The sequence below is a fragment of the Tsukamurella pulmonis genome (assembly GCF_900103175.1).
Taxonomy (GTDB): domain Bacteria; phylum Actinomycetota; class Actinomycetes; order Mycobacteriales; family Mycobacteriaceae; genus Tsukamurella; species Tsukamurella pulmonis.
Window position 1 is genome coordinate 782,775 of sequence record NZ_FNLF01000002.1, and the last position, 16,619, is coordinate 799,393.

General features: G+C 72.1%; 15 protein-coding genes and 1 riboswitch. Of the genes, 9 read left to right on the forward strand and 6 right to left on the reverse strand.

Going from position 1 to position 16,619, the window contains the following annotated elements:
- Nucleotides 1-2: 2 nt before the first annotated feature.
- Genes BLQ62_RS04065 through BLQ62_RS04075 form a run of 3 tightly spaced genes read left to right on the forward strand, consistent with a single transcriptional unit; the run spans nt 3 to nt 3,048 of the window.
- On the forward strand, nt 3-1,106 hold the full coding sequence (locus BLQ62_RS04065; RefSeq protein ID WP_197467303.1) for a FecCD family ABC transporter permease: 1,104 nt from the start codon (nt 3-5) through the stop codon (nt 1,104-1,106).
- Complete coding sequence (locus BLQ62_RS04070; RefSeq protein WP_068536442.1) at nt 1,103-2,194, forward strand: FecCD family ABC transporter permease; 1,092 nt, start codon at nt 1,103-1,105, stop codon at nt 2,192-2,194. The genes BLQ62_RS04065 and BLQ62_RS04070 overlap by 4 nt, the downstream gene beginning before the upstream one ends.
- Nucleotides 2,191-3,048, forward strand: a complete 858-nt coding sequence (locus BLQ62_RS04075) for an ABC transporter ATP-binding protein (protein WP_231857662.1) — start codon at nt 2,191-2,193, stop codon at nt 3,046-3,048. Before BLQ62_RS04070 ends, BLQ62_RS04075 begins: the two co-directional genes overlap by 4 nt.
- A 189-nt stretch (nt 3,049-3,237) precedes the next feature.
- Here BLQ62_RS04075 and BLQ62_RS04080 read toward each other — a convergent pair whose 3' ends face one another.
- Genes BLQ62_RS04080 through BLQ62_RS04090 form a run of 3 tightly spaced genes read right to left on the reverse strand, consistent with a single transcriptional unit; the run spans nt 3,238 to nt 7,889 of the window.
- Nucleotides 3,238-5,565 (reverse strand): serine/threonine-protein kinase, encoded by a 2,328-nt coding sequence (locus tag BLQ62_RS04080; protein WP_068567127.1) that lies wholly within the window; start codon nt 5,563-5,565, stop codon nt 3,238-3,240.
- A 9-nt stretch (nt 5,566-5,574) separates the two neighbouring features.
- Nucleotides 5,575-6,555: a glutamate ABC transporter substrate-binding protein gene (locus BLQ62_RS04085; RefSeq protein ID WP_068567125.1), complete on the reverse strand. Its 981-nt coding sequence runs from the start codon at nt 6,553-6,555 to the stop codon at nt 5,575-5,577.
- Nucleotides 6,552-7,889 carry a hypothetical protein gene (locus BLQ62_RS04090; protein ID WP_139184152.1) on the reverse strand — a complete coding sequence of 446 codons (1,338 nt, stop codon included), beginning with the start codon at nt 7,887-7,889 and terminating at the stop codon, nt 6,552-6,554. Before BLQ62_RS04090 ends, BLQ62_RS04085 begins: the two co-directional genes overlap by 4 nt.
- Nucleotides 7,890-8,042: 153 nt before the next feature.
- Here BLQ62_RS04090 and BLQ62_RS04095 point away from each other — a divergent pair, with 153 nt between their 5' ends.
- The gene (locus BLQ62_RS04095; RefSeq protein ID WP_068533628.1) at nt 8,043-8,513 is read left to right on the forward strand and encodes an NUDIX hydrolase; all 471 of its coding nucleotides are present in this window, start codon (nt 8,043-8,045) and stop codon (nt 8,511-8,513) included.
- Nucleotides 8,514-8,642: 129 nt separating this feature from the next.
- Here BLQ62_RS04095 and thiE read toward each other — a convergent pair whose 3' ends face one another.
- Nucleotides 8,643-9,314, reverse strand: a complete 672-nt coding sequence (gene thiE / locus BLQ62_RS04100; protein ID WP_068567121.1) for a thiamine phosphate synthase — start codon at nt 9,312-9,314, stop codon at nt 8,643-8,645.
- Between the two features lie 33 nt (nt 9,315-9,347).
- Nucleotides 9,348-9,459: riboswitch (TPP riboswitch) on the forward strand.
- Here thiE and thiO point away from each other — a divergent pair.
- The 5 genes from thiO (at nt 9,450) to BLQ62_RS23700 (ending at nt 14,258) form a co-directional block, all read left to right on the forward strand.
- Entirely contained in the window at nt 9,450-10,493 is a 1,044-nt protein-coding gene (gene thiO, locus BLQ62_RS04105; protein WP_231857661.1) for a glycine oxidase ThiO, read from the forward strand. Its footprint overlaps the riboswitch before it by 10 nt.
- The gene (gene thiS, locus BLQ62_RS04110) at nt 10,484-10,681 is read left to right on the forward strand and encodes a sulfur carrier protein ThiS (protein WP_068567119.1); all 198 of its coding nucleotides are present in this window, start codon (nt 10,484-10,486) and stop codon (nt 10,679-10,681) included. The genes thiO and thiS overlap by 10 nt, the downstream gene beginning before the upstream one ends.
- On the forward strand, nt 10,674-11,474 hold the full coding sequence (gene thiG / locus BLQ62_RS04115) for a thiazole synthase (RefSeq protein ID WP_068533622.1): 801 nt from the start codon (nt 10,674-10,676) through the stop codon (nt 11,472-11,474). The genes thiS and thiG overlap by 8 nt, the downstream gene beginning before the upstream one ends.
- Nucleotides 11,461-12,876 carry an ABC1 kinase family protein gene (locus tag BLQ62_RS04120; RefSeq protein ID WP_115391400.1) on the forward strand — a complete coding sequence of 472 codons (1,416 nt, stop codon included), beginning with the start codon at nt 11,461-11,463 and terminating at the stop codon, nt 12,874-12,876. Before thiG ends, BLQ62_RS04120 begins: the two co-directional genes overlap by 14 nt.
- A gap of 11 nt (nt 12,877-12,887) precedes the next feature.
- Nucleotides 12,888-14,258, forward strand: a complete 1,371-nt coding sequence (locus BLQ62_RS23700; protein WP_082756672.1) for a TetR/AcrR family transcriptional regulator — start codon at nt 12,888-12,890, stop codon at nt 14,256-14,258.
- 3 nt (nt 14,259-14,261) lie between these two features.
- Here the strand turns inward: BLQ62_RS23700 and BLQ62_RS04130 are convergent, their stop codons facing one another.
- The gene (locus tag BLQ62_RS04130; RefSeq protein WP_068533618.1) at nt 14,262-15,665 is read right to left on the reverse strand and encodes an MFS transporter; all 1,404 of its coding nucleotides are present in this window, start codon (nt 15,663-15,665) and stop codon (nt 14,262-14,264) included.
- A gap of 84 nt (nt 15,666-15,749) precedes the next feature.
- Nucleotides 15,750-16,598, reverse strand: coding sequence for a LuxR C-terminal-related transcriptional regulator (locus tag BLQ62_RS04135; protein ID WP_068533616.1), 849 nt, complete (start codon nt 16,596-16,598; stop codon nt 15,750-15,752).
- Nucleotides 16,599-16,619: the final 21 nt, after the last annotated feature.

Consider the following 16,619-nt stretch of genomic DNA (forward strand, 5'->3'; position numbering starts at 1 on the left):
TTGTGACCCTATCTGCGACTGAGGAGGCCCCCGCCGGGGGCACCCCGCCCGCGCGATCGACGGCGACGTCCGGCGCCGCCCGGCGCAAGCGGCGCCTGTTCGGTTTGGTGCTGCTGCTCGTACTGCTGGTGGTGACCGTGATCGCCTCGCTGGCGATCGGCTCGCGCAGCCTCGCGCCCTCCCTGGTGTGGGACGGACTGTGGCACGAGTACACCACCGGGCCGAACCCCGCGGATCCCGAGCTCAACCAGGCCGCGATCATCGTCCAGACGCTGCGCGTGCCGCGCACGCTGCTGGCGCTCATCGCCGGCGCGGCGCTCGCGCTGGCAGGCGCGCTGATCCAGGGGCACACCCGCAACCCCGTCGCCGACCCGGGCTTCCTCGGCCTCACCCAGGGCGCCGCGTTCGCCGTGGTCTGCGCGACCTTCCTCGGTGGCCTCACCGCGCCGATCCAGTACGTCTGGTTCGCCTTCCTCGGAACCGCGCTCACCGCGCTCCTCGTCTTCGGCCTCTCCAGCATCGGCCGGGGCGTGGGCTCGCCGCTGACGCTGGTGCTCGCCGGCATGGGCGTGGCGATGTTCCTGAGCTCGATGACCTCCGCGATCGCCCTGAGCGACAACGCCTCGCTCGACACGCTGCGGTTCTGGAACGCCGGCGCGGTCGTCGGCCGCGGCTTCGACATCATCGTCGTGGTGTCGCCGTTCATCGCGATCGGCATGATCCTCGCCCTGGCCAACGGCCCGGCCGTGAACCTGCTCAACATGGGCGACGACGTCGCCAAGGGCCTGGGCCTGAACATCAACCTGGCGCGTACCGTCGGCATCGCGTCGATCACCCTGCTCGTCGGCGCGGCCACCGCGGCCTGCGGCAGCATCTCCTTCCTCGGCCTGATGGTGCCGCACATCGTGCGCTACTTCACCGGCCCCGACTACCGCTGGCTGCTGCCCTACTCGGCACTGATGGGCGGCTGGCTGCTGCTCGCCGCCGACATCGTGGGCCGCGTCGTCGCCCGCCCCGGCGAGCTCGAGGTCGGCATCGTGGTGGCGCTGTTCGGCGCCCCCTTCTTCGTGGCTCTCGTCTGGTGGCGGAAGGCGGTCAAGGTATGAGCACCACCCTGGAGCAGGTCGACGAGCAGAAGAAGCCCCCGATCCGGCCGGGCCTGCGGTTCGGCACCGTCGTCTCCTTCGTGTGGCGGCCCTGGCCCGTCGCGGTCACCGTCGCGCTGGCCGTCGTCGCCTTCATCGCGTTCTGCGCCAGCATCCGTCTGGGCGCCTTCCCGATGACCTTCGGCGAGGTGCTGCAGGCCCTCGTCGGCACGGGCGACTCGACCACGCACTTCATCGTCATGGAGCTGCGCATGCCCCGGGCCCTCGTCGGCCTCGTGGTCGGCGCCGCCCTCGGCATGTCCGGCGCGATCGTGCAGTCGATCGCCCGTAACCCGCTGGCCAGCCCCGACATCCTCGGCGTGACCGCCGGCGCGGGCGTGGCGGCCGTCTTCCTCGTCACCTCCACCGGCACGCTCGCCGCGACCCTGAACACCGACTTCGGGCTCCCCGTCGTCGCGGTCGCCGGCGGCCTGCTCACCGGCGGCCTGGTCTACCTGCTCGCCGTCCGCGGCGGCGTCGACGGGATGCGGCTGATCCTGGTCGGCATCGCCATCACCTTCCTCATGCGCGCGCTCGTCGATTGGATGCTGGTGCGCGCGGACATCCGCGACGTGGCCCGCGCGCAGACCTGGCTGGTCGGCTCGCTCGAGAGCCGCGACTGGTCGGACGTGTGGACGGCCCTGGGGCTGGGCGTCCCGGCCGCGGTCATCGCGCTCGCGGCGGCGTTCCCGCTGCGCGCCGTCCAGCTCGGCGACGACGTCGCATTGGGGCTGGGCGTGCGCCTCGGCGTCAACCGCGCGGTCCTGCTCATCGCCTCGGTGCTGCTGGCCTCCGCGGCCGTCGCCGCCGCCGGCCCCATCGGCTTCATCGCCTTCGTCTCGCCGCAGCTGGCGATGCGCCTGACCCGGCTGCCCACGCCGCCGCTGATCCCGTCGGCGCTGATGGGCGCGGCCCTGCTCTCCTGTGCCGACCTCGCCGCCCGCACGCTGTTCTCCGTCGCGCTGCCGGTGGGCATCATCACCGCGGCCGTGGGCGGACCGTTCCTCGTCTATCTCCTCGTCCGCCAGAACCTCAAGGGGGCCAAGTGACCACCACCGACGCTGTGCAGAACGAGCCGCACCACGGCGCGACGACGGCACCGTCGCGCCTGGGTGCCCGCAAGGTCACCTCCGGGTACGGGCAGGTCTCCGTCCTCGAGGAGCTCGATCTCGACATCCCGACCGGGGTGGTCACCACGATCATCGGGCCCAACGGTTGCGGCAAGTCCACGCTGCTGCGCACGCTGGCTCGCCTGATCAAGCCCTCGTCCGGGCACGTGGTGCTCGACGGGGCCGACATCGCCAAGCTGAAGTCGAAGCAGATCGCCACGACGATGGGCCTGCTGCCGCAGAGCCCGCTCGCCCCGGAGGGACTGACCGTGGGCGACCTCGTCGCGCGCGGCCGGCACCCGCACCAGTCGTGGTTGCGGCAGTGGAGCTCCGACGACGCCGATGTCGTCGACGCCGCGCTGGAGCAGACGGGGGTGCGCGACCTCGCGGACCGCCCCGTCGACTCCCTCTCGGGCGGTCAGCGCCAGCGGGTGTGGATCTCGATGACGCTCGCGCAGGGCACCGACCTGCTCCTGCTCGACGAGCCGACCACCTACCTCGATCTCTCGCACGCGCTCGACGTGCTCGATCTCGTGGACGAGCTCAGCAGCCAGGGGCGCACCGTCGTCATGGTGCTGCACGACCTGAACCTCGCCATCCGCTACAGCGACCACATCATCGCCATGCGCGACGGTGCCGTGGTCGCCCAGGGCACGCCCACGGACGTGATCAGCGAGGAGATGCTGCGCGAGACCTTCGGGCTCCACTCGAAGGTGATCGACGATCCCGTCGCCCCCGGCCGCCCGTGCATCATCCCGATCGGGGAGCGCCGCACCGGCGACGCCACTCCCTAGCGGGGCGTGCTGGGCTGGTGGTGCTGCTCCCTAGCGGGGTGTGCAGGGCTGGTGGTGCCGCTCCCTAGCGGGGTGCGCAGGGCTGGTGGTGCCGCTCCCTAGCGGGGTGTGCAGCGCCCCGGCGTGTCGTGCATTCCCCGTGTCCATGGACGTAGGGAGGTGGCCGCCCCGCTAGGGAGCGCAGCAGGATCAGAACAGGGTGCGCGGGCGGATCGCGTTCGCCAGGTCGACGAGGGCGTGCCGCTGGCGCTTGCGCTCGGCGAGCGCGGCGATGTCGCGCAAGGACTTCTCCGTGGCCCTGCGCAGTCCGCGTTCGGTGAGGGCGTGGTCGAGCAGGGTGCTGGTGCCGTCGAGGCGGCCGTGCTGGTTGCGGTGCTGCACCCAGCCCAGCGCCACGCCGAGCACGAGGGCGCGCAACTGCAGCCGGCGGAACTCGGACTTGGGCAGCGTGCGCACGCGCCGTGCCGCCTCGTGCAGCTGGGCCTCGGTGACGTCCGCGAGATCGCGGCCGTGCACCAGCGCGACCACCGATGAACACAATGCGTTGTGATAATGCCGGCTGGTCGAGGGCACCTGGTCGAGGATCTCGACGGTGCCCACGATGTCGCCCGCGGCGCGACGCATGCGGGCGGCGCCGAAGGCCGCCGAGATGATGCCGCGGTCGGTGCGCCACACGCTCTCGTACCGCTGGCGGGCCCGGTCGCGCCACCCGTTCGGGTCGGATTCGCCGGAGAGGTAGCAGAACTCGGCCGCCACCGCGGCGGCGAGCTTGGGGGCGGCCTCGCCGGGGGCCTGGTCCGTCACCGTCTCGAAGTAGTCGTAGGCGGCGGCGTACTCACCCTGCATGAGCGCGGTCTCGGCGCGGTACCAGGTGACCTGCCAGCGGTGCGGCTCGCGCGAGGCCAGCGAATCGAGCAGCGTCGTGGCCGCGTCCACCTCGCCCAGTTCCAGGTGCGCGCGGGCCTCCGCGAGATCGATCTCGACGGTGCCGGCCATCGCCTCGCGCAGTTCGGCCAGCGAATCGAGCACCTGGGTGGGGTCGCTGCGCATCGTCAGGGCGAGCACGCCGGCCGCGGGATCGGACGGGTTGGCGATCGGGATCGGCAGTGCTGCCAGGACTTCCGGCGCGCGCAGCCGGTCGTCGTGCACCTCGGGGTCGGGGTCGACGGCGCGCAGCATCAGCTCCACGCCGAAGGTGGAGCGCTGCGGCGTGAACACGACCGACAACCCGGGGCGCGGCTCACCGGACTTGGTGGACAAGCACTCCCGGAGCACGCCCAGCAGCTGATCGGTGAGCTCCGCCGCCGAGGCGAAGCGTTCCTCCGGGTCCTCCGCCGTCGCCTTCACCAGTAGCCGGTACAGCGAGTTGTACTTCGCGAGGGTGTCGTCCTCGGTGGGGGAGGGCAGACCGTCGACGTAGCGCCCCTTCTCCATCGGCATGTCGGAGACCAGGACGGCGAGGGTGCGACCCACCGTGTAGACGTCGGAGGCCACCGACGGGCCGGTCCGCGCGATCTCCGGCGCCTGGAATCCCGGTGTGCCGTAGATGTATCCGTAACCGGCGAGCGGGGCGACGGCGCCCAGGTCGATCAGCTTGACGTCCTCCTCGCTGATCATGATGTTGTCGGGTTTGAGGTCGTTGTACGCCAGTCCCAGGCTGTGCAGGTAGCCGAGGGCGGGCAGCACCTCGAGGATGTACGCGATGGCCTGCTCGACCTCGACCTTCGCGTCGGCGTCGTCCGCCGCCTCGCCCAGGATGTCCTTGACGGTCTTGCCCGGCACGTACTCCATCACGATGTAGCCGATCCGGGTGCCGTCCGGATCGGGGTGCTCGACGAAGTTGTAGATCTTGACGATCGACGGGTGCGTCATCTCGGCGAGGAAGCGCCGCTCGGAGACGGCGACGGCCTGCGCCTGCGCGTCACCGGAGTTGAGCAGGCCCTTGAGCACGACGGGGCGGTCCACGACGTTCAGGTCGGTGGCCAGGTAGATCCAGCCCATGCCGCCGTGCGCGATGGCGCCCTTGATCTCGTACTGGTCGGCCACGATGTCGCCGGGCTCGAGCGCCGGCTCGAAGGAGAACCGGGCACCGCAGTGCGGGCAGGTGCCGATCAGGGCGCCGGGCTCGCCGTCGTGCGCGCGGCCGACGGGCTTGCGGCAGTTCCAGCAGTAGCGCTTGCCCTCCGCGATGATCGGATTGGTGCGGATCGCCTCGGACGGATCGACCTCGATGATCCGCGGGATCTCGACCAGGCCGCCGCCCACGCGACGGCGCGCCGCGACGCGCGTGGTGCTGGCCGTGCGGACCGGCCCGTTGCCGAACCGCGGCGTGGCCTCGGTCGCCACCGCCGGGGCGGGCGGGGGCACCGTCGTGACCTGAGTGCCGACCGGCGGGGGCTCGGTGTCGTCGAACAGGTTCGCCATCGGCGCGCCGACGGTGCCCTGCTCCTCGTCGTCATCGTCGAACGAGACGACCTGCGCCTGCGTGCCTTCCGGCTCCTCGATCTCGTCAGCCATCGTGCATCACTACCCCTCGTACCTCGCCGCGGGCGCCGACCACACCTGGCCGAGCGACGGCGCGAACCACTCGTTGTACAGGCGCATCCACGTCCCGTCGAAGGCCATCCGCAGGAGCACCCCGTTGATGAAACGCACCAGGTCGGTCTTGTTCTTCCCGACGCCGACCGCGTAGTACTCCAGACCCATCGACGGGCCCGTGATGGTGAGGTTCGGGTCCTGGTCCTCGAGACCGGCGAGGATCGCGTCGTCGGTGGAGACCGCGTCGACCTGCGCCTGCTGCAGCATCACCAGGCAGTCGGACCACGAATCGGCCGCCACGACGGTGGCGCTGGGCACCAGGCGGCGCACGCGGTCGAGAGAGGTGGTGCCGCGGACCTCGCACACCCGGCGGCCGGAGAGATCGCCGACGGTGTTGATCGGCGCCCCGCGCGGCGCCAGAATGCGCTGCTGCGCGATGAAGTAGGTCGCGGAGAAGGCGACCGACTTCGCCCGTTCGCAGGTGGCGGACATGGTCTTGACCACCACGTCGACGGTGCCCTCCTCGAGCGCCTTCTGCCGCTCGGCCGTGGAGAGGATCCGGAAGTGGACGCGGTTCGGATCGCCGAAGATCGCGGCGGCGAGCTGGTGCGCGATGTCGGCGTCGAAGCCCTTGATCTCGCCGGTGATCGGATCGCGGAACGACAGCAGGTTCGAGCCGATGTCGATGCCCACGACGAGGCGGCCGCGGTCCGCGATGTCGGCCATGGTCGTGCCGGGCGCCATCTGTCCCGGCGTCGGCAGCCCGGACGGCGACGGGGTGGCGGTGCACATCGAGACCTCGGGCGGGATCGGGGCGTCCATGGGGACCACGGCGCCGGCCCCCGGGACGGGCTGGGTGACGGCGGTGACCGCGTCGCCCGGGGCCTCCGGGGCCGAGACGACGCAGCCCGTCGTCGCCAGCGCGACGGTCGTGGCGAGGGCGATTCCACTGAGGGTGCGGCGCATCATCGGTACTCCCTGACCCGGGGGTAGAAGCCCGCCGCGATCCCGGCGGCGGCGAGGACGCACAGGATGAACGCGCCGGGGCCGGAGAAGGCGATCGCGTAGCGGGCGGTGTTGACGTTGTCCCGGTAGATCGTGCGGGCGCGGTCGATCGCCGCGGTCAGGTGACCGTCGAGGGAGCGGTAGGCGACCGCCGCGGACCCGGGATCGCTCCCGATCGCCAGACGCGTCGCGCCCAGGTAGTCGCCCGTCGCCTCGCGGGCCGCGATCTGCTGGTGCGCGATCACCCAGCGCTGCGCGTCGGAGCGGGCGGCCTGCACGGCGGCGGCGATCTGCGGATCGGCATCGCCGACCGTTTCCAGGTCCTGCTCGGCGCGCTGCAGCGTCTCGGCGAAGGCCGAGGCCGGCACCCCGCGCCCGGCGCCGCGCTGCACCAGCCCCATCGTCTCCATCGAGCGGGCCTTCTGCGTGAGCGTGCGGGCCTGGGAGAGGGTGTCGACGGCGGCGGTCCCGCGCTGCTCGGCGCGCATGGAGTAGGTCGAGGAGGTGAGCCCAGCGATCACCACCCACGTCATCGCGACGGTGAGCGTCGCGGCGGCGACCACCAGCCCGCGGTTCACCCGCCGCTGGGTGCGCCGGGCCAGGTACTGGTGGGTGAGCAGCACCGAGGCCAGCGCGATGCCGAGCACGCCGTAGATCGCCCACGGCGGCGCGGCGAACTGGTCGTGCGTGTTGCGCAGGTTCTCCGTCTCCTCGCGGTAGAAGCTTTCGGCCGCGGGCAGCATGGTGTCCTGCATCAGGGTCGACGCGGTCGCGAGGTACGCGGCGGCCACCGAGTTGTCGAGCCTGTTGTTGGTGCGCGCCGTCTCCACCAGCCCGGTGTAGACGGGCAGGTTCATCGCGAGGGTGTCGAGGTTGTCGTGGGCCCGGCCGTCGTCGGCGGGCAGGCTGGTCGCGGAGGTGATCAGCGCCTTCCCCGCCGTCGCCAGCGCGATGCTGTAGCTGTTCTGGATCTCGTCCGACGGCAGGCCCCCGGCGACGAACGCCGCGTTGGCCGACTCGTTGGCCGCCGACAGCGAGCTGTAGAGCACCTGCGCCGCGTGCGCGCGCGGCTCGTAGTCCGCCAGGTTCTGCTGCAGCACCTCGGTGCGCGAGAGTTGCGCCGCAGAGGTGAACCACCCGGCGAACAGGCACATCGTGATGAGCACCAGCGCCATTGAAACGAGCTTGCCGGGACTGGAAGTGAAGAACTCCCGCAGCTCCGCGAAGACCGACGATTCCGGGAAGGAACGAAGGCGCAGTGACGACAGCTGCCGATTCTTCGACGCCTGGGCTGTCACCGTCTGCTCCTTCCCGTCTGTCGCACCCTTCGGCCGGGGTCGGGCCACCGCGGACATGCTCCCTGCGACCCTATCGCGCGAGCCCCGCTCACCGTCGTGATGACGCGCATTGAGCGCGCCCCGAGCGGCACGTCGTCGGCTACGGTGGGTGCCATGTTGGGTGACGGGAACGGCTGGGTCCGCGACCCGGACGGGTCCCGGTTCTGGGGCCGGTTCGGTGCGGCGGGTCTGTTGGCTCTGTCGCAGGACGAGAGCCGGGTGTTACTGCAGCACCGGGCGTGGTGGAGTCACCAGGGCGGCACGTGGGCGCTGCCGGGTGGTGCGCGCGATTCGCACGAGTCGGCCGCCGACGCGGCGCTGCGCGAGGCATTCGAGGAGACGGGGCTCCCGCCCACCGCACTCGAGGTCCTCTCCGAGGTGGTCACCGCCCGCTCCCAGGTCGGCTGGACCTACACGACGGTGCTCGCCCGCCTCGTCGAGCCCCGCGAACTGGTGCCGAACGAGGAGTCGACCGCGCTCGAGTGGGTGCCGCTCGACGCGGTGCTCGAGCGCAAACTGCATCCCGCCTTCGCCACCGCCTGGCCGGACCTGCAGGTCCAGGTTCGCGCCCTCGCCTCGGACTAGCCTCGTCACCGCTGCCGCTCGCTGCGCTCGTCGCTCTCCCTAGCGGGGCGGCCACCTCCCTACGTCCATGGACGTAGGGAATGCACGACACGCGAAGGTGCTGAACGTCCCGCTAGGGAGGACATCGGCTCAGCCGGCGATGAGGGCGGCCTTGAGGGCGCGGGCGGCGGCTTCGGGGTCGTCGGCGGCGGTGATGGCGCGGACCACGACGATCGCGTCGGCGCCCGCGGCGGTCACCTCGGGCACGCGGGGCAGATCGATGCCGCCGATGGCGAACCACTTCCGCGCGGGCGACGCGGCGGCGGTCTCCCGCACCAGCGGCAGGCCCGGCGCGGAGCGGCCGGGCTTGGTGGGAGTGGGCCAGCACGGTCCGGTGCAGAAGTAGTCGACGCCGTCCTCGGCGGCGGCCGCGCGGGCCTGGGTGCCGTCGTGCGTGGACCGGCCGATGACGACGTCCGGTCCGACGATCGCGCGGGCCACCGGTACCGGCAGATCGTCCTGCCCGAGGTGCAGCACGTCGGCACGGGCGGCGAGGGCGACGTCGGCGCGGTCGTTCACCGCGACCAGCGCGCCGTGCTCGTGGGCGATCTCCCGCAGCCGCGCGACGATCTCGATCTCCTGCGCCGCCTCGAGCGCTCCGAACTCCCGCTCGCCGGCCGAGCCCTTGTCGCGCAGCTGCACGATGTCGACGCCGCCGCGCAGCGCCGCCGCCACGAACTCGGCCAGGTCGCCGCGCTCGCGGCGGGCGTCGGTGCACAGGTACAGGGAGGCGGAGGCGAGCCGCTCGCGGGGGGAGATCATGGCCCCAGCGTAGGCCCGGCGGAGTAGGCTGGAACACGTACACACGGGAGCTCCCGCCGCGGGGCTGAGAGTGGGGCACGTCGCGCCCCTGACCGTCAGACCTGATCCGGGTAATGCCGGCGAAGGAAGGATTTCGTGAGCGTGAAGATGAGTGTGACCGTCGTGGGCGGCGGCACCGTCGGCCTCACCGTCGCCCGATCCCTGGCCCTGCGGGGCGGTGCCGTCACCGTCGTCGATCCGCGGCCGGGGTCGGGTGCCTCCTGGGTGGCCGGCGGCATGATCGCCCCCGATTCCGAGGCGTGGCCGGGGGAGGACGAGCTGCACCGGCTGGGCGTCGAATCCCTGGGCCTGTGGGAGGAATTCGCGAGCGCGCTGCAACCCTTCGCCGACGGTCCGCTGATCACCGCCCGGGGCACAGTGCACCTCGCGGTGGACGAGGGCGACGCCGCCGAGCTGGACACCATCGCCGCCGCGGTGGACGACCCGGCGCGGTTCGGCCCGATCCGCCCGTCCGCGGCGGCCCGCGCCGTTCCCGGTGCGGCACCGCGGATCCGGGCGGCGGCGCGGGCGCCGCAGGAGATCGCGGTGGACAACCGGCTGGTGCACCGTGCGCTGCTCGCGGCGTGTAGGGCCGCGGGTGTGGACTTCCGCGCGGAGTCGGTGGACGGTCCCGCCGCGCTCGAGGAGCTGCCCGGGGATGCGGTGATCGTCTGCGCCGGAGTCGATTCGGCCTCGCTGCGGCCGGACCTCGGCATCCGGCCCGTCAAGGGCGAGGTGGTGCGGCTGCGGCGCGGGCCCACGTGCCTGCCGCCCCCGGAGGTGACGGTGCGCGCCCGGGTGCGCGGCCGGCACGTGTACGTGGTGCCCCGCGCGGACGGCGTGGTCGTCGGAGCCACGCAGTACGAGAACGACCGCGACCTCGGCGTGCGGATTGGACCGGTGGTAGAGCTGCTCGACGATGCCTTCACCGTGCTGCCGTTCCTGCGCGAGTACGAATTGATCGAGGTGACAGCGGGACTGCGGCCCACGACCACGGGCAACCTTCCGGTGATCGCGCCGATCGGTGGCCGGGTCTACGCGGCGACGGGGCACGGACGCAACGGGCTGCTGCTCGCCCCGGTGACGGGCGCGCGGGCGGCCGATATGGTTCTTCAGCAGGAGGTGCAGGCATGGAACTGACGGTGAACGGTGACGACCGCCAGGTGCTCGACGGGACGTCGGCGCAGTCGCTGCTCGAGCAGCTCGGGCTGCCCGATCAGGGCGTGGCGATCGCTGTCAACGGGGCGGTGCACCCGCGATCCCGGTGGGACGAGGAACTGCCCGCCTACGCCAACGTCGAGGTGCTGACGGCGGTCCAGGGTGGCTGAATCCGATCCGCTGGTCATCGCGGGCCGCGAGTTCGGCTCGCGGCTGATCACGGGCACCGGCGGCAGCGCCAACCTGGAGCACCTGCGGGCGGCGCTGGTCGCCTCCGGTACCGAGCTGACCACCGTCTCCCTGCGCCGCACCAGCCTGGAGGAGGGCGGCGGAGTCCTGGAGACCATCCGCGAGCTGGGCATCATGCCGCTCCCGAACACCGCCGGCTGCCTGGGCGCCGCCGAGGCGGTGCTCACGGCACGGCTGGCGCGCGAGGCGCTGCACACAGACTGGGTCAAGCTCGAGGTGATCGGGGACGAGAAGACCCTGCTGCCCGACGCCGTGGCCCTCGTCGAGGCGGCCGAGGAACTGGTGGCGGACGGGTTCACGGTGCTGCCCTACACCAACGACGATCCGATCCTCGCGCGGCGCCTCGCCGACGTCGGGTGCGCCGCGGTCATGCCGGCGGGCTCGCCGATCGGTACCGGACTGGGAATCCTCAACCCGCACAACATCGAGATGATCGTGGCGCAGAGCCCCGTGCCGGTGATCCTCGACGCCGGCATCGGGACCGCGAGCGACGCCGCCCGCGCGATGGAACTCGGCTGCGACGCCGTGCTGCTCGCCTCCGCCGTGACCCGCGCCGCCGATCCCGCTGCGATGGCCGCCGCCATGCGCCTGGCCGTGCAGGCCGGCCGGCTCGCGCGCGGCGCCGGGCGGATCCCCGAGCGGCGGTGGGCGGTGCCCTCCTCGCCGATGGACGGGCGGATGGACGGGACGGCGGGACAGCGTGCCCGCGCCTGATCCCGGGCCGCTGCCGGGCCCGGCGTCGGAGGCACCGTCGGGCCGGATCCGCCGCAGTGCGCAGATCGGGGGCGTCGCGGTCCGGCACGTCGCGCGCACCGCGGGCACCCGCGCCGCCGCGCCCTTCCGCGACGAGCGGGCCGACCGGGACGCCCGCGACGCGGCGCTGCTGGCCCTCGCCGACGACCTGGTGACCGTGCTCGGCGGGATGCGCGGCGCCGCCATGAAACTGGGCCAGCTCCTGGCCGTCATCGACATCGGGATCACCGGCACTGCGGCGCGGGAGGCGTTCTCGGAGCGCCTGCAGCCGCTGTTCCGGGCGGCGCCGCGGTGGACCGACTCCGCGATGACGGCGCTGCTCGACAAGGAGCTGGGCCCGCGGCGCGAGCGGATCGTCGCGCTGGACGGGCCGATCGCGGCCGCGTCGATCGGCCAGGTCTACCGCGGCGTGCTCGACGACGGCCGCACCGTGGCGGTCAAGATCCAGTACCCGCGGGTGGACGCCATGGTCCGCGCGGACCTGAAGAACCTGCGTCTGCTGATGAAGGTGCTGGGCAAGTACATTCCCGCCTCGAACGCGGTCGCGCTGTCCGAGGAGATCGCCCGCCAGGTCCTGGCGGAACTGGACTTCGACGCCGAGCGGGCGCACCAGCGCTACTTCGCCGACCTCTTCGCCGGGCACCCGGCCATCGTCGTGCCGCCGCCCGTCGACGAGCTGTGCACCGGCCGGGTGCTGGTCACCGAGTTCCTCGAGGGAGAGCCGTTCGCGGCGGCGGCCGGGCTCGGCCAGGAGGCCCGCGACCGGATCGGGGAGGCCGTCTACCGGTTCTACTGCGGCGAGATGTACCGCACCGGGCGGTTCTGCGCCGACCCCCACCCGGGGAACGTGCTGATCCTGCCGGACGGACGCGCCGGCTTCGTCGACTTCGGGATGACGGTGCAGCTGACCGACCGCGAGCACGCCTTCGAGCGGGAGCTGTTCTCGGCGCTGCTGCGCGGCGAGCACGACCGGGTGCACGAGCTGGCGGTGGGCGCGGGTTTCATCGGCCGCCCCGACGTGATGAACGTCGACGACCTGGCCGCCTACATCGACGACGTCGTCGGCTGGCACCTACGCGAGGGCGAAGTCACCATCACGCCGGAGACCGCGCGCGATGCCGTGATCGCGGCCGCGCTCCCGGCGGGCGGCTTCTACGGCAACTTCGAGGGGCAGACGCTGCAGGCCGAGCACGCCCTGGGCCGGCGCACCGACATCTCCACGGTGGCACTCCTCGGTGAGTTGCGCGCCGGCGCACCGTGGCGGGCGATCGCGTCCGAGGTGCTGGGTCTGGGAGGGCCCGCGACCCCGATGGGAATTGCGATCTCACAGTGGAACGACCACCGGGAGCGGGGCGCACGCTAAAGTCTTCAACCATGTCGGAAACGGAGTCGGGAGTCGCGGAGGTCCGTCGGCCGCGCCGCGGGCGCCCGCCCTCCGTCGGGCTCGCCGAGCGGCGGCGCGCCGAGCTGACCGACGCCGCCTTCACCGTCTTCGCCGAGCAGGGCTACGAGCAGGCCTCCGTCGCCGACATCGCCCGGGGCGCCGGTATGGGGCAGGGCACGCTGTACCGCTACGTCGAGGGCAAGCGCGAGCTGCTCGACCTCGTCTTCGACCGGTGCGTCGACGAGCTGATGACCGCGATCGCCCCCGACGAGGTGGTCGAGGTGACGGCCGCCGGCGACCCCGAGGCCGCCCAACACATGGTGGAGGCGCTCGGAGCCCGGCTGTTCGACCTCGTCGACGCGCGGCCCGACATCCTCAAGGTGGTCGTGGTGCAGGCGGGCACCGTCGACGAGGAGCTGCGGTTCCGGATCCAGGGCCTCTACCAGACCTTCGACTCGATGATGGGGCGCGCGCTCGGCCACGCCCGCGAGCGCGGATGGATCGTCACCCGCACCGCGAACCCGGAGACCGAGACGGTCCAACTCGGGCGGCTGCTGCCGGCGCTCGGGGTGCCCGGCCTGGTCATGGCGCTCACCGGTGTCGAGGATCTCGATCGGCGCCGCGCCTACGTGCGCGCCGCACTCCGGTTGTCGGGCAGCGGGCTGCTTTCCGACGAGGCCCGGGCCGCGCTGCCGGAACCGCCGCGCGCGGACGGAACGTCCACGCCGCCCGACGGTCCGCCCCCGGCCGTGGTTTCGTCGGTGGTGCCCGGAGGTCGTGCCACCGAACTGCTCGACGCCGCGGTCGCCGAGTTCGTGGAGAACGGCTACGCGGCCGTCGGCGTCCGGGAGATCACCGAGCGTGCGGGCGTCAGCCACGGCACCTTCTACAACTACTTCGACAGCAAGCGGCACATGCTCTCGGTGCTCATCGAGCGCAACCGCGAGCTGACTCTCGGCCGGCTCGATGCGATGGTGGCCGCGCTGCCCACCGCACTGTCGGCGGGAGAGCTGCAGGAGGCGGTGCACGAGGTGAATCTCGTCGTGCTGCTGGACATCGCGCACCGGCGCGAGGAGTTCCGGTTCCTCGCGCTGGAGGTGCCCGGTGTCGATGTCGAGGCCTTCGACACCTATCTCGCCCTGTACGGCGAGGCCGTCGCGCGGTACCGGGCGATCCTCGAGCGCGCCCGCGCCGCGGGCCTGCTGCACGAGGAGCTCGACATCGCCGACGTGGCGGAGTTCTGGCTCGGCTACATGCTCGGCACCGTCGCGGCGATGGTGAACGACGTGGACGTGGCGAGCCCCGCCGAGAGCGCTCGTGTGGTCACGAATCTGCTTCTCGGCGGGGCTCGTACGGCCTAGCGGTCAGACGGCGGCGAGGTCCTCGCCCGGCTGCGCCGCGTCGCGGCCGGTGGGGGCCGTCTCCACGATGTCGTGGTCCTTGGTCTCCACCATCAGGTAGCAGCACAGCACGCTCACTGCGGAGAGGCCGGCCAGCATGAACCCGACCCACAGCTGGTGACCGTCGGCCACCCACTTCGCGGCGATCAGCGGCGGGATCGCGCCACCGAGGATGCCGGCGAGGTTGTACCCCAGGCCCGCCCCGGTGTAGCGGTAGCGCTCGTGGAACATCTCGGGCAGCGCGGCACCGGCCGGGCCGTAGGCGATGCCGAAGATGATCAGCGTGCCGATCAGGCCGACGGCGTAGAGCGGCAGGCTCTTGGTGTCCAGGATCGGGAACAGCACCAGCGACCACACCACGGCCAGCGCGCAGGAGGTCATGATGACCTTCCGGCGACCGATCTTGTCGGAGTAGACCGCGGATGCGGCGATCGCGAGCCCGAAGCAGACCGCGCCCAGCATCCCCATCGCCAGCACGGTGGTGCGGGGGAAGCCCAGGTTCTTCGTCGCGTAGTTGGTCAGGAACGCGGTGCCCATGTAGAACAGCGAGAACAGGGAGGCCAGCGCGCCCGCCGCGATCAGGATCTCCTTCCACTGGAAGCGGATCGCATCCAGGAAGGGCAGCTTGGTGCGGTGGATCTCGCTCATCGCACGCTTGCGGACCTCGGTGAAGACGGGCGTCTCCTCGACGGTCAGTCGCACCCACAGGCCGACGAGCACGAGCAGCGCCGAGAGCAGGAACGGGATGCGCCAGCCGATGGTCATGAAAGCGCTGTCGGCGTCCTTGGTGTCACCCGCGGCCAGCGTGAACAGCAGGAAGGTGCCGCTCGAGAGGAAGAAGGCGAACGACGGACCCAGCTGCGGGAACATCGCGTACAGGCCGCGCTTGCCCTTCGGTGCGTACTCGGCGGTGAGTAGCGTGGCGCCGGCCCACTCGCCGCCCACGGCGAAGCCCTGCAGGAAGCGCATCGCCACCAGGAGCACGGGGGCCAGCGTGCCGATGCCGTTCGGGAACAGCCCGAAGACGCCCGTCTCGCTGCCCGGGAGCAGGCCGATCATCACGGTGGCGGCGCCCATGATGAGCAGCGTCCACACCAGCGTGCGCTTGCGACCGATCCGGTCACCGAAGTGGCCGAACAGGATCGCGCCCACGGGCCGGGCGAAGAAGGCGACGGCGAAGGTGGCGAACGAGGCCAGCGTCGCGACGCCCGGGCTCATGTTCGAGAAGAAGATGGTGGGGAACACCAGGGCGGCGGCGGTGCCGTAGATGAAGAAGTCGTAGAACTCGATCGTGGTTCCGATCGAGCTCGCCATCGCCACCCGGCGGAGCCGGGACTTCGGGACGGTGGGGAGTTCGGGTGCGCTCACGTGTGCTCCTCGGGTCGGTGGACCTGACGAACGGTAGTGATCGCGGTCACATCCCCGGTACCCCCGAAAGGGGGTACCGGGCCGTTACGGCAGCAGGCCGAGGCTGCGGGCCCGGGTGACCGCCTCGAAGCGGGTGCGGGTGCCGAGCTTCTGCCCGGCGCTGCGCAGGTAGGCCTTCACGGTCTCGGTGCTGAGCGAGAGTCGCTGCGCCACCTCGGCGTTCGTGCACCCCAGTGCCACGTGGGAGAGTGCGTCCAGCTCGCGGACGGTGAGCGGGCGCTCCAGCCCTGCGGGCTCGTCACCGGCCTGGCGTCCGAGGCCGGTGATGCGGCTGCACGCCGATTCGAGCCGCGACCGGACGGCACCGTCGGTGATCTCCCCGGCGAGCGCGCGCAGCTCCGAGAAGACCTCGCGCACGAGTTCGCGGTCGACGCCGCCGAGCGCCGACCGTTCGGCGGCCGCGGCCTCGGCGTACTGCATGCGCCGCTCCACCTCCTCGCGCACGCGCAACTCGTACGCGAGGTCGCGCACGGTGTGCGCGACGGCTCCGAGCACCGTGTCGCCGAAGGTGGACTGGCGCCGGTCGGCGGCGTAGAAGACGGCGCGAACCACGCCGTTCACCGCGAGCGGCACCGCGACCATCGAGCGCAGCCCCTCGGCCTGCACGTGCGCGTGGTAGTGCTGGGTGATGCCCGCCGTCCCGTAGTCGGCGACGGCGGTGGGGCGGCCGGTCCGCAGGACGTGCCCGCCGAGCCCGGCGCCGTGCGCGACCGGTAGGCCGTTGAGGGCGGGGGTGCGCAGCCCGACGCCGCCGCTCAGCACCACGCGGTCCGCATCGACGAGGCCGACGAAGGCGACCGGAAGTTCTGTGCGCGTACGAATCTCTCGGAGGGCGCCCCGGGTGACGTCGGCGTCGAGCGTGCTGGCGATCATCGGTCTCTCCGGGCGGTCATG

Bases quoted from the DNA above. Each gene is read 5' to 3' on its own strand.
- BLQ62_RS04070 (WP_068536442.1), top strand. From the start codon at position 1,103: ATGAGCACCACCCTGGAGCAGGTCGACGAGCAGAAGAAGCCCCCGATC.
- BLQ62_RS04080 (WP_068567127.1), bottom strand. From the start codon at position 5,565: ATGGCTGACGAGATCGAGGAGCCGGAAGGCACGCAGGCGCAGGTCGTC.
- BLQ62_RS04085 (WP_068567125.1), bottom strand. From the start codon at position 6,555: ATGATGCGCCGCACCCTCAGTGGAATCGCCCTCGCCACGACCGTCGCG.
- BLQ62_RS04095 (WP_068533628.1), top strand. From the start codon at position 8,043: ATGTTGGGTGACGGGAACGGCTGGGTCCGCGACCCGGACGGGTCCCGG.
- thiE (WP_068567121.1), bottom strand. From the start codon at position 9,314: ATGATCTCCCCCCGCGAGCGGCTCGCCTCCGCCTCCCTGTACCTGTGC.
- thiS (WP_068567119.1), top strand. From the start codon at position 10,484: ATGGAACTGACGGTGAACGGTGACGACCGCCAGGTGCTCGACGGGACG.
- BLQ62_RS23700 (WP_082756672.1), top strand. From the start codon at position 12,888: ATGTCGGAAACGGAGTCGGGAGTCGCGGAGGTCCGTCGGCCGCGCCGC.
- BLQ62_RS04135 (WP_068533616.1), bottom strand. From the start codon at position 16,598: ATGATCGCCAGCACGCTCGACGCCGACGTCACCCGGGGCGCCCTCCGA.